The 14029-nt window shown below is 64.2% G+C and carries 12 protein-coding genes; 5 read left to right on the top strand and 7 right to left on the bottom strand.

Features of this window, described 5'->3' with window-relative positions; translation table 11 throughout:
* Positions 1-23 precede the first annotated feature (23 nt).
* Positions 24-1532: a glycosyltransferase family 39 protein gene (locus L8F96_RS07020; protein ID WP_334655657.1), complete on the bottom strand. Its 1509-nt coding sequence runs from the start codon at positions 1530-1532 to the stop codon at positions 24-26.
* A gap of 191 nt (positions 1533-1723) precedes the next feature.
* On the opposite strand from L8F96_RS07020, the gene L8F96_RS07015 reads away from it, so the two are divergent.
* The 5 genes from L8F96_RS07015 to L8F96_RS06995 all read left to right on the top strand — a co-directional run bounded on the left by L8F96_RS07015 (position 1724) and on the right by L8F96_RS06995 (position 3902).
* The gene (locus L8F96_RS07015; RefSeq protein ID WP_046410509.1) at positions 1724-2086 is read left to right on the top strand and encodes an RcnB family protein; all 363 of its coding nucleotides are present in this window, start codon (positions 1724-1726) and stop codon (positions 2084-2086) included.
* A gap of 143 nt (positions 2087-2229) precedes the next feature.
* On the top strand, positions 2230-2598 hold the full coding sequence (gene rpsF, locus L8F96_RS07010; protein WP_046410507.1) for a 30S ribosomal protein S6: 369 nt from the start codon (positions 2230-2232) through the stop codon (positions 2596-2598).
* Positions 2598-2822, top strand: a complete 225-nt coding sequence (gene rpsR, locus L8F96_RS07005) for a 30S ribosomal protein S18 (protein ID WP_007403456.1) — start codon at positions 2598-2600, stop codon at positions 2820-2822. The genes rpsF and rpsR overlap by 1 nt, the downstream gene beginning before the upstream one ends.
* A gap of 12 nt (positions 2823-2834) precedes the next feature.
* Positions 2835-3437 carry a 50S ribosomal protein L9 gene (gene rplI, locus L8F96_RS07000; protein ID WP_136451167.1) on the top strand — a complete coding sequence of 201 codons (603 nt, stop codon included), beginning with the start codon at positions 2835-2837 and terminating at the stop codon, positions 3435-3437.
* 114 nt (positions 3438-3551) lie between these two features.
* Positions 3552-3902 (top strand): hypothetical protein, encoded by a 351-nt coding sequence (locus L8F96_RS06995; RefSeq protein WP_145119071.1) that lies wholly within the window; start codon positions 3552-3554, stop codon positions 3900-3902.
* Between the two features lie 106 nt (positions 3903-4008).
* Here the strand turns inward: L8F96_RS06995 and L8F96_RS06990 are convergent, their stop codons facing one another.
* The 6 genes from L8F96_RS06990 to L8F96_RS06965 all read right to left on the bottom strand — a co-directional run bounded on the left by L8F96_RS06990 (position 4009) and on the right by L8F96_RS06965 (position 14006).
* Positions 4009-5868 carry an ABC transporter ATP-binding protein gene (locus tag L8F96_RS06990; RefSeq protein ID WP_125944912.1) on the bottom strand — a complete coding sequence of 620 codons (1860 nt, stop codon included), beginning with the start codon at positions 5866-5868 and terminating at the stop codon, positions 4009-4011.
* A gap of 316 nt (positions 5869-6184) precedes the next feature.
* On the bottom strand, positions 6185-6610 hold the full coding sequence (locus tag L8F96_RS06985) for an organic hydroperoxide resistance protein (RefSeq protein WP_334655656.1): 426 nt from the start codon (positions 6608-6610) through the stop codon (positions 6185-6187).
* A 331-nt stretch (positions 6611-6941) separates the two neighbouring features.
* Positions 6942-8258 carry a spinster family MFS transporter gene (locus L8F96_RS06980; protein ID WP_136451163.1) on the bottom strand — a complete coding sequence of 439 codons (1317 nt, stop codon included), beginning with the start codon at positions 8256-8258 and terminating at the stop codon, positions 6942-6944.
* A 111-nt stretch (positions 8259-8369) separates the two neighbouring features.
* A complete protein-coding gene (locus L8F96_RS06975; RefSeq protein WP_334655655.1) occupies positions 8370-11426 on the bottom strand; it encodes a TonB-dependent receptor domain-containing protein in 3057 nt (1018 codons plus the stop codon).
* Between the two features lie 172 nt (positions 11427-11598).
* The gene (locus L8F96_RS06970) at positions 11599-12669 is read right to left on the bottom strand and encodes an acyl-CoA dehydrogenase family protein (protein WP_334655654.1); all 1071 of its coding nucleotides are present in this window, start codon (positions 12667-12669) and stop codon (positions 11599-11601) included.
* A gap of 116 nt (positions 12670-12785) precedes the next feature.
* Entirely contained in the window at positions 12786-14006 is a 1221-nt protein-coding gene (locus tag L8F96_RS06965) for an acyl-CoA dehydrogenase family protein (protein WP_046410494.1), read from the bottom strand.
* Positions 14007-14029 lie beyond the last annotated feature (23 nt).

Raw genomic sequence — 14029 nt, 5'->3', positions numbered from 1 at the left:
GTAGGCGTGGCAGGGCGCAGCGGTCAACCGCCGGTGGTACGGACCAGTACCATTTCGGTGCCCGGCGCGAACATCCTGCGGGCGATCGACGCGGGTACCAGCGGCTCCAACCCAAGGGTGCGGAGCAATGATCCGAGCCGTGTCGGCGGCGGCGGATAACGGGCGATCACCTGACCGGCCGGTGCCTGATCGACCGGCGCTACCACGAGGGGCGGCAGGGCCTTGTCAGAAGGATCGAGGGGCAGCGCGCGCACGTTGCTCTGCCCGATGAAGGCCATCGATATGTCGGCGCGGCGCACGATGTCGGCATCAGCGGCGATCACCTCTCGGGGATGTGCCTGCGCGGCACGTACCAGCGCCTCCATCGGCCAGCGAGGATGCGCGTTGCCGACGCTCATCAGCAACAGGTTCGTCGACACGAGCAGCGCGATGATCAGCGCGCCGAGGCGGCGATCGAGTCGATCGAGCCAGATCGCCAGTACGATGACCGCGACGATCGCGGCGAGCATGAAGTAGCGCGGGTTCAGGACCAGTTTGGTGTACAAGGCCGCGACGAGAAGAAAGCTCGCCCCCGCCATCGCCGCAAGCAGCGTCAGCGGAGCGCGGCGCTGAGGCGCGGTGAGCGACCATGCGCCGCGCCATAATGCGGCGCCGGCGAGCCAGAAGAGCAAGCCGAAATCATCGTTGACCAGAAGGACAAGCACGGGGTCGATCGGCGGCCAGAGAAGGAAATTGCCCTCCCGGTTTGCGGCGCGGTTGATGTGCTCGTCGTGGTGAAAGGCGATGGTGTAGCGGCGCAGCGGATCGCCCGTCAGGGACCATTGAAACAGCGCCTCACCCGCCAGCACCGCTGCTGCACCGAGGCCGCAGGCGATCAGGAGCCGGCGCGACACGGGCCGGCCGAGAAGAAAGGCAGGGCCGAGGGCGGCGAGCGCGAGCACGCTCGTCTCGCGGCACAGCACTGCCGTGCCGAACAGCGCGCCGCCGAGCGCCGCACGGGTCAAGCCCCGGCGATCGTCACTGGCGCTGCCGACCAGCCATGCGCCACCGATCAGCGCCGCCACCTCGATAAGATCGACACTGACTGTGGTGGCGTCCGTGACCACTACCGCGAGCGTGGCGGTGAGCAGGGCCGCGATCCAGCCGCTCCGCTCGCCTGCAAGCTGCGCCGTGAAGCGACCGACGACTGCCACCAGCAGAAGGTAAAACAGGACCGCGGTGACCCCGAACGCCGCATAGTTGCGGCCGACCGCTGCGAGCACCGCGGCAAAGCTCACCGTCAGCGGAAAGCGGGTGGACCAGTGATCGCTGCCGGCAAAGGGCGGGTCGGTGAGCCAGCGAACGGCGCCGGCATAATAGAGCGAATCGTCGGACGCCATGAAGCCGACCCAGCCGACGAACAATGCCGCAGCGATGCCGGCCAGCAGGAGCAGCGCCCAGCGCAGCCGCGCACGGGCATCGACCAACGGCATTGCCGACGCCGGTGCACGGGCCGCCCTGCCCCTTCCTTCACACGCAAGAAGAATCGCCATCGCGCCGCTTCTAGGCCGATCCGGTATAGAAATGCTTGTATTCTGAACGTCGATTCAGCTTCGCAACGATCCTGCGACAAATCGCGACCATTTCGCCCGCTCACTGTGACAGGTCGGATACATCCCTGCCCCAGATAGGTCTCCGACGCCGCGCTATCGGCGCCTGCAAGAGAGTGAAGAGGAGCAGTCAGATGTTCAAGAAGCTGATCAAGGCGACGGTTGCAGCCTCGCTGGTCGCCACGCCGGTGATCGCCAGCACCGCATCGGCGCAGCATCGCGAGACCACCACCCGCACGGTTCAGCATCGCGGCAACGGCACGGTCGTGAAGCACACCACCGTCACGCGTCAGCCGACCTATCGCAACTGGCGCAAAGGCGAGCGGTTCGACCGTCGATATGCCCGCAACTATCGCGTGGTCGATTATCGCCAGTTCCGCGGCAAGCGCCTTTATGCGCCGCAGCGCGGACAGCAGTGGGTCCGGTCTGGCCACGACGCCCTGCTGCTGGGCCGCAACGGCCAGATCGTGACGATCGTCCGGGGCGCCTTCCGCTAAGGCTTGCAATTTGACCCGCTCCCGGTACAGGAGCGCAGAGCATGGGCGGGGAGCGTCGACTCCTCGCCTTTTGCTGTTGTGGACGACAGCCGGAGGGGCATGGCACGGGGCCATGTCAGCGATCGGCCAACGAAGGAAAGCACATGGCTCTTTACGAGCACGTGTTCCTTGCGCGCCAAGATTTGGCACAGGCGCAGGTGGACGCGATGGCGGAAGCCGTCACCAAGATTGTCGAAGATCATCAGGGCAAGGTCGTCAAGACCGAGACCTGGGGCCTGCGTTCGATGGCATATCGCATGTCGAAGAACCGCAAGGCTCACTATGTCATGCTCGAGATCGACGCGCCCGGTGACACCGTCGCCGAGATCGAGCGTCAGCATTCCATCAATGAGGACGTGATCCGCTACATGACCGTCAAGGTTGACGCGCATGAGCAGGGCCCGTCGGTGATGATGCGCAAGCAGGAACGCGACCGCGAGCGCGGCCGTCGTCGTGAAGAGGAGAACGCATAATGGCACGCCCCTTCTTCCGTCGTCGCAAGAGCTGCCCCTTCTCCGCGAAGGACGCTCCCCGGATCGACTATAAGGACGTGCGTCTGCTGCAGGGCTTCGTGTCCGAGCGTGGCAAGATCGTTCCGTCGCGTATCACCTCGGTGAGCGCCAAGAAGCAGCGCGAGCTCGCCCAGGCGATCAAGCGCGCCCGTCACCTGGGCCTGCTGCCCTACGTCGTTAAGTAAGGAGAAGAGCAGATGGACGTCATTCTGCTTGAGCGCGTCGAGAAGCTCGGCGCCATCGGCGACGTGGTGAAGGTGAAGGATGGCTTCGCCCGCAACTACCTCCTGCCGAACAAGAAGGCGCTGCGCGCCAACGAAGCGAACCGCAAGGTCTTCGAAGCCAACCGTGCTCGCATCGAGTCGGAAAACGCCAACCGTCGTGGCGAGGCCGAGAAGGAAGCGAAGAGCTTCAAGGACGCACAGGTCACCATCATCCGCCAGGCGTCGAACGTCGGCCAGCTGTACGGCTCGGTCGCGGTTCGCGATCTGGTCGAGGCGCTGAACGAGGCTGGCCACAAGGTCGCCAAGTCGGCCGTCGTGCTCGACCGCCCGATCAAGTCGATCGGCGTGTACGACGTGAAGGTCGCGCTGCACCCGGAAGTGTCCGTGACGGTCAAGGTCAACGTCGCACGCTCGCCTGAAGAGGCAGAGATGCAGGCGGCTGGCGTGGACGTCATGGCACAGGTATTCGAAGAAGGCCGTGACCAGGGTGGCTTCCTGGAGAAGTTCGACCCTAACGCAGAGCCCGGCGCCACCGCCGAGGCCCGCGACGAGGCCGAGGAGCCGGCGCAGGGCTGATCGGCCCTTCGCTGTGCGATGCTTGAAAACCCGTCCGGCATCACGCCGGGCGGGTTTTTTCTTGTCTGACGCCCCCCGATTGGCGGCTAATCTCAGGTGCGGAGGAACCGGACCATGTTGATGCTGCTCGTCCTGCTGCTGTTCGTCGCGACAAGCAGTTGCGTCGCCCTCCGCGCGAACAAGCGCTTCCACAGTGCGGACCGCCTTCCGATGCAATGGAGCCTGACGGACGAGGTAAACTGGTCCGCGCCGCGACCGGTAGCGCTGGCCTTCATGCCCGTGCTCACCGTTCTCCTGCTCGGCTTCGCGACCGGGTTGTCGCTGTCGGTCGCACCGCGCCCAGGACAGGAGCATTTCGCACTGCCCGTGCTGGTACTGATGGGCGCGGCGCTACTCGCCGGTCAGCAACTGCATCTCTGGCTGGCTTGGAGGGCGCTGAACCGCGGTAAGGAGCAGTGGCTCTGAAATCAAAACCTGCCCTGGCGGCTGCCGACACCAATCATTCCCGCACGTCAGCTTTGCCCAGCCAAGCCTTGCCATCCGCAGCGACGGGAGCGCACAGCCCCTGCCCTTAGGGCCGTTCGGTTACCCCATGCCAGGCGCTGCGCATCATGCGCTGGACTCGGGCGCGGCTGCGTTCGGACAGGGCGCGCAGCCGCTCGCCAGCCGCCGAGATGCCCGACGATCGATCCAGCCCCTCGACCTGCATCACCCACAAGGCGCGGAAGGCGCCATCCGGGCGGCGCAGCAATTGCTGCGGTGGGCCATCCTCGATCACCCGTCCCTCCGATACGACCACCACGCGGTCGAAGTTGACGATCGTAGAGAGGCGGTGCGCGACGGCGATCACGGTGCGGTTCTGGATCAGAGCCTCCAGCCCGTTCTGCACCTCAAGCTCGGATTCGGAATCGAGCGCCGAGGTCGCCTCATCGAGAAGGACGATCCGGGCATTCTTCAGGAAGGCACGCGCGATGCCGATTCGTTGCCGCTGACCACCGGACAGATTGGTGCCGCGTTCACCCACGATGCTGTCATAGCCATGCGGCAAGCGGCGGATGAAATCATCGCATCCCGCCGCCTCCGCGGCGCGGAACACCTCCTCATCATCCGCGTCGGGGCGGGCGAAGCGGATGTTCTCCATCACCGAGCGGTGGAACAGCAATACCTCCTGCGGGACCACGGCGACCGCATCGCGCAAGCTTTCCTGCGTGACGCTGTCGACGCGTTGCCCATCGATCAGCACGTGCCCGGCCTGTGGATCGTGGAAGCGCTGAACCAGCTGCAACATCGATGACTTGCCGGCCCCGGACGGACCGACGATCCCGACCTTTTGGCCGGCGGGGATCTCCAGCGACAGATCGTGCAGGATCGGGTGGCGCGGATCATAGCCGAAGGTGACGTGGTTGAATTCTACCCTGCCCTCACCCACGCGAAGCCGCGTCGCGCCCGGTGCATCGCTCAGCGTCTGCGGCACGCCAATGATATCGAGCGTCTCGCGCAGATAGCTGAACTGCTGGCTCACATCGATCAGCGCCATGGCAAGATCACGCGAGCCGTGGAGGATACGGAAGGTAAGCGTGCTGATGACGACGACGTCGCCGGTCGTGATGTTGCCATCAGACCAGCGCCCGATTGCCCAGATCAATGTCCCGCCGACGAAGATCGCCAGCGACAGATCGTGCAGCCCGCGCATCCGCTCGACAAAGAACCAGCCGCGGCGCTGGGCGATCGCCTCGTCATCGAGGAAGCCGCGCAAACGGGACATCTCACGCTCGCCGGCAGCAAAGGCCTTCACCACCCAGATGTTGCCGATGAAGTCGACGAGCTCGCCGCCCACCGTGCCGGCGTGTTCGGCAAACGCCTTGTGATGGACATGGCCGCGCAGCCCGAGCAGCACGAGGCCGAGTGTCACCACCACGAAGATCCCGCCGAGGACGATCGCCATGCGCACGTCGATCGTGATGAAGATCAGCATCGCGCCGGCAAATACGATCAGCGGCGGCGTCACCTCCTGCAGCAGGCGGTGGATGATGGCGCCGAAGATGCCCGCCAGCCCGGAGATACGATGCCCCAGCGAGCCAGCGCGCTGGTTCTGGAAAAACGGCATCTGATGGCCGGTGAGATAGTTCACCATGTCGAGCCGGATGGCGACGCCGGACACGACGGTGGCCTGGCCGAGCGTCAGCGCGGCGAGCCGCTGCAGCAGGCTTTCGATGATGACGAGGCCGAGGAACGCTGCCAGCGCGGCATAGACCGCAGACCGGATGCGATCATCGCCGGTCATGGTGTCGATCAACACCTTCATCGCATATTGGACGCCGATCGAACTGACCGACGCGCCAGCGACCAGAAGGCCCAGCAGCAGGAATATCCAGGGTCGGGCCGCCACATAATGCAGCAGGAATCGCGTGGGATTAACCAGAAAGGGCATTGCTAGATCGTAACTGTTCATCAACGGTAAAGCCCGAGCGAGACGACCGATGCCAAGACGCGAAAGAAACGTTGCGCTTGATCATCAAGGCAACACAACTTCGCTTTATTTCATTGGTTTCGCGCATGCAGGGCAGCATCGCGCCGCCCGCTGCCCCAGGTCGTGCGAAAAGACCAACAATTTGTGCTGAATTGCCGCCACGCCGTGCGTCCGTTGCGACGAGTCAGCGGCGCGGTTGGGGAAGCGGGTAAAACGGACGCGCTTGATCGGACGGTGATAAGGGACGGCTCTGCCGACGGGCAGAGCCGTCCTTTTGTCAGCGCGTCGATACGTTGAGCGCCACGTCAACATTGCCCCGCACCGCGTTGGAATAGGGGCAAACTGCGTGCGCGGCCTGAACAATCTCTTGGGCCTGTGCTTGGTCCACACCAGCGATGGTGACGTCAAGCGCCACGGTAAGCGCGAAGCCCCCGCCGGCCGCGGGCTGAAGCCCCACATCAGCGATCACCTCGATATCGTCGTCGCGGACCTTCACGGCCTTTCCGCGGGCGACATGGATCACGGCGTTCTCGAAACATGCGGCGTAGCCGGCAGCGAACAATTGCTCCGGATTGGTCGCTCCACCCTTTCCGCCCAGCTCCTTTGGCATGGCGAGCGAAAGATCGAGGATGCCGTCCTCGCTTCGCACGGTGCCACTGCGGCCACCTACAGCCGTTACCTTCGTCGTGTACAATGCGCTCATCTCGTTCCTCCAAAGCTTCCGAGAGGCAATATTCTGTTGCGCGCAATGTAATTGCAAGGGTGACCACAAAAACAACGCCCGCCCTTGAGGTTCAAGGACGGGCGTCGCTCCATGTCGATGTAAAGGCGGGTCAAGGGACCGTGACGCACGCTCCCACCACGGCAGCAAGCGGGATCAGGGCAAGCACGATCGGAACGATCTGTTTCATCGAAGCAACCTTGAGTAACGTTTCCGCTACAATGCGGCGCTGCCGCAAAGGTTGCGCTAAGCTTAACGACACCATGCCGCGGGCGGGTGGTGCCGACGCCCCGAAGGGCGCCGGCGGGAGCCGTCAGGCGGTCTTTGCGGCCTCCTCCTGACGCTTCATCAGAACGCCCGCGCGCCAGTAGTGGAAGATCCCCCACGGCGTCAGCATCGCCACCGAGAACATCGCCCAGCGGAGCGATTCGCCACCATAGGTGGGCCGCAGGAGATCGCTGATCTGACCGACCGCGAACGGCCCGAGGCCAAGGCCAAGCAGGCTGGTCGCCAGCAGCGTCAACGCCGCCCAAGTGGCGCGAAGCCGCAGCGGCGCGAGGTGCTGGATCATGGCGTAGGTCGGGCCGATGTACGCGCCGGCGAAGATCGCCGCGACGAAGTACGAGCTGAGCGCGAGCCACAGGTGATCGACGAAGTAGAAGCCCAGCGCGAACGGAAAGGCGATGATCTTCAGGACAACGACGACATAGCTTTGGGCATAGATGCCCTTGCTCTTTGCCACGCGGTCACACAGCCAGCCGCCCAGCATGGCCGAGAAGCCGGCGATCAGTGCCGCGGGCAGTGCGACATATTTGGACACGTCGAGGATCGACATGCCGAGCGAGCGCTGCATGTAGCTGGGTCCCCAGCCGGTCACGGCATAGCCGACCAGCGAAGTGATGGTGATCGCCGCGACGAGGTGGAACGCCGCGCGATTATGCCACATCGAGGCGATGCCCTGCCACATGCCGATGACCGGCGCGTCGGCGGGGGCGGCGGGTACCTTTCCGTCGGCGAGGCCACGGCGCGGCTCGACCACGAACAGCTTCATGATGATGGCCAGCACGATCCCGGGAAGGCCAACAACCATCAGCGCCACGCGCCAGCCGTAGGAGTGCGCCACAAACCCGCCGATCACCATGCCGAGCCCACCGCCAAGCAGAACGCCGAGCGAGTAGATCGCCATAGCGCTTGCGCGCTTCTCGGGGGGATAGAGATCGGCGATGATCGACTGGCTGGGCGGGCCAAACCCGGCCTCCCCGATGCCGACGCCAATACGGGCGAACATCAGATGCACGAAATTCTGCGCGAAGCCGCACAGCGCCGTCATGGCGCTCCAGAAGGCAATGCTGATTGCGATGATGTTGCTGCGGCTTGATCGATCCGCGAGGCGCGCGATCGGCAGGCCGAGGGTGGCGTAGAAAATGGCGAACACGAGGCCGGACAGCAGCCCGAGCTGGGTGTCCGAGAGGTGCAGGTCCGCCTTGATCGCCTCCAGCAGGATCGCGAGGATCTGCCGGTCCATGAAGCTGAAGAAATAGGCCGTGGTCAGCAGTGCCAGCGTCCATCCGCGACGGCTGAGTGCCTTCCTGTCACGGTCATCATGCACCCATGTGGTGCTGGCATCCATATCGCTCTCCTACGCTTGTATACGCCCTTCGATCTTTAACGAGGCGAAAGGAATACACCAGTGGCATTGGTACGGGCAGCAATGTTTCGCAACAATGCTGCCCGCCGAAGGTCAAAAGGCCTGTGAAACCGCCGCTTTCAGGGTGAACCCGAGCGGCGACGCAGTGAAGCTGTCGTAATTGGGGTCAAGGCGCGCAAACGGCGGGTCGCGGTTGAAGATGTTGACCGCCGCAAGCGTGAAGGTCGTGCCGGTGTCAAGCGCCAGACGGTACGTCGCGTCGAACGTCCGCCAAGATCCGATTTCCTTGCCGCGGGTTACCGACGCTCCAGCCAGTGCACCCGCGTTGGGCCCGAAAATGGCGGGACCGCGCTGATCGGTATAGCCGTCGACATAGTTGAACTGGAGCCTCAGCGAATGTGGCCCGGTGTCCCCCTGCACGTACCAGTTCCCGCGCCATTGCGGGATCGGGTATGCGGTGGTCTGAAAATTCAGCTTTCCGACCGCGTCGAACGCTGGCTGCACCAGAATGCCTTCGACGAACAGATCCTTGATATCATAATCGATGACATAGGTCGCAGCGCCGCCCACGGTGAGTTCGACGGGGCCGAGTTCACCCCGATAGCTGGCGGTGAAATCAAGGCCGGACGTCTTCACGTCTGCGCTGTTGAACACCTGCGTACGCAGGCGGCTGACATTGTTGATGCCGCAACCCGCTGCGTTGAAGGTGAAGCGCGACTGGAGTGCGGCAAAGGCAGGATTGCCGCAATTGGCGGTGCCACTCGCGCCGAACAGCGCATTGGCCAGCCCGGACACCGGCTCCGATTCGATCGGCCCCTTCAGGTCGTAGCGCCAATAGTCGAGGCTGGCGTTGAACGGCCCGCGATCGATCAGGATGCCGCCATTATAGGTGGTTGCGCTTTCCGGGCGCAGGTTTGGATTGCCGAAGATCTCCACCGCGCGGAAACCGGTGCCGATCACCTGCAGCGACACGCCGGAGCCCGACAGGTTCTGAGGCGGCGGCCCCCGGAAACTGGTGCCGACGCCGCCGCGGATGCCGAGCCAGTCGGTCAGCTCGATCTTCAGGCGCGCCTGCGGATCAAAGGTGGAGCCCACGTTGCCGCGGTAATCCTCATACCGCGCCGACAATTGCAGGTTGATCGCGTCGATGATCGGGATCTGCAGCTCGGCGAACAAGGCGTACACATCGGCATCCGCCGTGCGTTCGGGATTGGTGCCGAGGAAGCCGAGCGCCCCGGTCTGCGGGTTACAGGTCGCATTTGGGTTGAGCGGCGTTCCCGGGCACGGCGTCACGGCGATATTGGCGTCGTTGTTGAGCAGCGTCTGGAACGTGTTCTTGCGATACTGCCCGCCCACCGCAAACCCGATATCCCTGTCGGCCCACAGCCGGATGCCGGTACGCCCCGAAAGCGCGACGTCGCCGACATATTGCTGCGTGCGCACCTGCGTGTTGGGCGTGCGGAAGAACAGGTCGATCGTCGCCAGGTCATTGATGAGGCCAGCGCCGGGCGAGAGATTGAAGCCGGCAGGATTGCGCGTGCCGGCAAAGTTAGGGTTGCGGATGCCGGTGACTGCGTTGGCCGGTATCGCGGTCGAGAACGGGTTAAAGAACGTACAGCCGTTGGTGCCCGCAAGGCCCGCCAGCTGCGCCGGGGTCAGCCCCGCGCGCGAGGCGGTCGACGCATAGGCGCAATTGGGGCCGCCGAAGCCCGCCATCGCATTCTGCAGCAGATCGCCGAAGGTGTCGGTGCCGTCATAGTCGCGATGATATTCGCTGAAGGTGAAGCCCGTCGTGAAATCGATGTTGCTGCTGACTTCTATATGAAGGTCGGCGGTGAAGCGCATCGCCTCCGTCTCGCGCTTCGAGACGGCGGAGCCGCGATCGTTGCTGCGGCTCTCGAACAAGGGATTGCCGCCCAGCAGGAAGGGCCGGAACAGCACCGGCAGCGCGACCGCGCTGTCGAGTGCGCCGGACGCAGAGCGCGAACACCCCGCCTGCGCGCCGTACAATGCGCAATAGTCACGCAGCGCCGGTGCATAGCCGGGGATGACGAACAGCGAGCCATTGCCGAACGCCGCGTTTGTCGATGGCGGAAGCGTCGGCAGGTAGCTGGGCGAGCTCGTCACCCGGGTGTTGGTGAACGAATACAGTCCCGTCAGGCGAAGCGACGCATTGTCAGCCACGTCGAACTCAGTGTCGAGGAAGGCCTGGAAGCGCTCCTCCGGCTCGATCAGATTATCGAACTGGCCGAATTGCGTGAAGCAACGGTCGGTGTTGGAGCCGGGCGCGCTGCGGAAGCCGCCGAGCCCTTGGCAACCGAGATCAGTAGTGAGATTGATACCGCCGACGGTACCGTTGAAATCGAAGTTGCCGGGGCTGCCGCCGCCGGTCCACGCGCCCTGTGGGTTGGTGGGATAGGGCTGCACCGCGAAATCGCGGTCGGTGAAGCGAAGCTCGGAGCGCCGCTGATAGCCGATCGAGGCAAAGACACGGAAATTGTCCTGTTTGTGCCCGTACGACGCCGCCGCACCGTAATCGCCGTTCGACCCCTTGATCCAGCGATAGTCACCGGAAACGAGGAAGCCTTGCTGATCGGTGCGCGTGATGAAGTTCACCACGCCCGCGATGGCGTCCGACCCATAGGTCGCCGCGGCGCCATCTTTCAGGATTTCGACCCGGCCGATCGCGGAGGTCGGGAACATGTTGACGTCGACGATCGGGATGCCGAGCCCGGATGGCACCATGCGCTTGCCGTTGAGGAGCACCAGGGTACGCTGCGGCCCCAGACCACGCAAGTTGACCGAGGCAACACCTTCGGAGCCTTGCGCGCGCGTGTCGAACTGATTGGCGTCACCCACCGTGCCGTTCGCCACGGTCAGGTTCTTGAGCAGATCGACCGCCGTCGGTGCGCCCTGCTTCGCCAGTTCCTCGCTGGAGATGACATCCACCGGCACGGCCAAATTCTCCGGCGTGCCGCGGATCAGCGTGCCGGTGACGACGATGTCTGGTGCTGCCGTGTCGTTGGTGGCCGGTGCCGACTCGATGGCCGTGGGGTCGCCGCCGATCTGTGCGTGCGCCGTTCCGGCGGTGAGAAGGGCCCACGCGAGCGCCGAACATGCGGTGCCGCGGACGAAAAGCGCTTTCGCCATCATCTCTCTCCCGATGCGGTCAGCCTCTATTCGGGCCGTACCGTATCATCGAATAGACGACGCGCTTTCCGTAAGGTCAAGCGGCAATGCGGCTCATGACCTTTCGGCAGAATAAAAATGGCGGGTGTTGCAGAGAACACCCGCCGCCATACCGAAATTACTGTAACGTGTTTTAATATCCGTTGAGCCGCGCAAAACGGTCACGATGGTAGCTGGCATTGCCCCACATCGTCTCCAGCACGGCGGAGCGCTTCAGATACAGGCCGGCATCATATTCGTCGGTCATGCCGACGCCGCCGTGCAGCTGCACCATCTCACGGCTGACGAGACGCAGCGTGTCATTCGCCATTGCCTTTGCCAGGCTGACAGCCTGATCGACGTCCGAACGGTTTGCGTCGATTGCTTCCAACGCGCCCTCAACGGCGGACCGCATCAGCTCGATCTCGGTCTTCATCTTTGCCATGCGGTGCTGCAGCGCCTGGAAGGTCGACAGGACCTGGCCGAACTGCACGCGCTGCTTGAGGTAGTCGAGCGTCTGGCTGAACGCGTTCTCCGCCATGCCGAGCATTTCCGCTGTGGTGACGGCAGTGGCGCGATCGACAATGGCGCGGCTGAGCTCCGGCCCGCCGAGCTTCTCAGCCGGCGCATTGGTGAAGGTGACGTCGGCATGGCTGCGGCTGTCGGCCATGCGCCGCGTGTGGACGGTGACCCCCTCACCCTTCGCCACGGCATAGAGGCCATCAGCAGCGGCGACGACGAACACGTCAGCGCCGTCACCCTCGGCGACGAACTTCTTGGTGCCGCTCAGCAAACCGCCCGACACGGTGGTTTCGAGATTATCGACACCGGTGTGCAGCGGGCATTCATCGATCGCGAGCGTGGCAACCGCCTCGCCGCTGGCGAGCTTGCCCAGCCAGTCGGACTTTGCCGCGTCGGACGTACCCGTCGCGATCGCGCTTGCCGCGACTGCGGTCGAAGACAGCGGGCTCACAGCCAGATTGCGGCCGAGCTGCTCGACCACCAGTCCGAGCGATAGATAACCGAAGGCAGAGCCACCGAATTCCTCGGGGATGAGAATGCCCGCCCACCCCATCTGGCCAATCGTATTCCATGCCTCGGGATCAAACCCCTTGGCCGGTGCTGCGTCGCGCAGCTTGCGGAACGCGGTGGTCGGCGACTCATTGTCGGCCCACTCGCGCGCCATGTCGCGCAACATCACCTGTTCGTCGTTCAGCAACGCCATTTCTCAAACCCTTTAACGAAGGACCTGCCGGGGAGGGCGGACGTCTGTGCGCCCGCTCCTCGACCCGGCCCTCTCCGACGCGTTCGCCCGCGCCTAACCGAATAACAAACCAGCGATTACTGGTGGTCGAGCATCCCCAGGATGCGCTTCGCGATGACGTTGTTCTGGATCTCGGTCGAACCGCCGTAGATCGACACCGCCTTCCCCCACAGCCAAGTGCGGGTTGCCGCCAGTTCCTCGTTGCTGAAGCCCTCGCCTTCCCAGCCAAGGCCCTGCATGCCCATGATCTCGATCGCCAGCTCGGCGCGATCCTGAGTGATGCGGGCGCCGACGTTCTTCATCACGCTGGTGGCGGCGGACGGACCGGCATTGCCCTTGGCCTCGAGTGCCGCACGGCGCAGCGTGAGCGCGAAGGCGCGCTGGTCCATCTCATGCTTGATGATGCGGGTGCGCAGGTCGCTGTCAGCGAGCTTCCCTTCGGCATCGACCCCGCGATACTTCTTCGCGATCGACGGGATCTGCTCGCCCTGGTTCATGCGGCCCTGCGAGCCGCCGCCGCCGGAAAGCGAATTACGCTCGTGCTGCAGCAGGCGGGTGCCGATGGTCCAGCCCTGCCCTTCCTGGCCGACCAAATTCTCCTTGGGCACCTTCACGTTGGTGAAGAAGGTCTCGCAGAAGGGCGAGGCGCCAGAGATCAGCTTGATCGGGCGGGTTTCGACGCCCTCGGCATCCATGTCGATCAGCAGGAAGCTGATGCCGGCATGCTTCTGCGTCTTGTCGGTGCGCACCAGCGCGAAGCACTTGTCCGCCCACTGGCCGCCGCTCGTCCAGGTCTTCTGGCCGTTGACGATGTAATGATCGCCCTTGTCCTCGGCGAAGGTCTGCAAGGACGCGAGGTCCGAACCGGCGCCCGGCTCCGAATAGCCCTGGCACCAGCGCACTTCACCGCGGACGATGCCGGGGATGTGCTTCTGCTTCTGCTCCTCGCTGCCATATTCCAGCAGCGTCGGCCCGAACATCATCACGCCCATGCCGCCGATCGGGTTCCAGGCGCCGATGCGCGCCATTTCCTCACCCAGCACGCGCGCCTGTTCGCGGGTCAGCCCGCCGCCGCCATATTCCTTCGGCCAAGTGGGCGTGCCCCAACCCTTGGCGCCCATCGCCTCGCGCCACGCCTTCTGCTCGGCGGTTTCCTCCGTCGGACCATCAACGGCCGACATGGCGTTATCCTTGCCACGCAGGCTTTGCGGGAAGTTCGCTTCGAGCCAGGCGCGCGCCTCAGCGCGGAAAGCATCAATCGTGTCTGCGGAACGGTCCAGTTCGGCGGCGCTTGCCATCAATCATTTCTCCGAAGCCGATT

The organism is Sphingomonas panaciterrae, from assembly GCF_036890205.1.
In the GTDB taxonomy this organism is placed as follows: domain Bacteria; phylum Pseudomonadota; class Alphaproteobacteria; order Sphingomonadales; family Sphingomonadaceae; genus Sphingomonas; species Sphingomonas panaciterrae.
The sequence above is the reverse complement of the archived record's forward strand: the minus strand, read 5'-3'. Positions and strand labels throughout refer to the sequence as shown.

Excerpts from the sequence above, each read along its gene's own strand:
- rpsF (WP_046410507.1), top strand. The coding sequence starts at position 2,230 with ATGGCTCTTTACGAGCACGTGTTCCTTGCGCGCCAAGATTTGGCACAG.
- L8F96_RS06980 (WP_136451163.1), bottom strand. The coding sequence starts at position 8,258 with ATGGATGCCAGCACCACATGGGTGCATGATGACCGTGACAGGAAGGCA.
- L8F96_RS07020 (WP_334655657.1), bottom strand. The coding sequence starts at position 1,532 with ATGGCGATTCTTCTTGCGTGTGAAGGAAGGGGCAGGGCGGCCCGTGCA.
- L8F96_RS06990 (WP_125944912.1), bottom strand. The coding sequence starts at position 5,868 with ATGCCCTTTCTGGTTAATCCCACGCGATTCCTGCTGCATTATGTGGCG.
- L8F96_RS07015 (WP_046410509.1), top strand. The coding sequence starts at position 1,724 with ATGTTCAAGAAGCTGATCAAGGCGACGGTTGCAGCCTCGCTGGTCGCC.
- L8F96_RS06985 (WP_334655656.1), bottom strand. The coding sequence starts at position 6,610 with ATGAGCGCATTGTACACGACGAAGGTAACGGCTGTAGGTGGCCGCAGT.
- rpsR (WP_007403456.1), top strand. The coding sequence starts at position 2,598 with ATGGCACGCCCCTTCTTCCGTCGTCGCAAGAGCTGCCCCTTCTCCGCG.
- L8F96_RS06970 (WP_334655654.1), bottom strand. The coding sequence starts at position 12,669 with ATGGCGTTGCTGAACGACGAACAGGTGATGTTGCGCGACATGGCGCGC.
- L8F96_RS06975 (WP_334655655.1), bottom strand. The coding sequence starts at position 11,426 with ATGGCGAAAGCGCTTTTCGTCCGCGGCACCGCATGTTCGGCGCTCGCG.
- L8F96_RS06965 (WP_046410494.1), bottom strand. The coding sequence starts at position 14,006 with ATGGCAAGCGCCGCCGAACTGGACCGTTCCGCAGACACGATTGATGCT.
- L8F96_RS06995 (WP_145119071.1), top strand. The coding sequence starts at position 3,552 with ATGTTGATGCTGCTCGTCCTGCTGCTGTTCGTCGCGACAAGCAGTTGC.
- rplI (WP_136451167.1), top strand. The coding sequence starts at position 2,835 with ATGGACGTCATTCTGCTTGAGCGCGTCGAGAAGCTCGGCGCCATCGGC.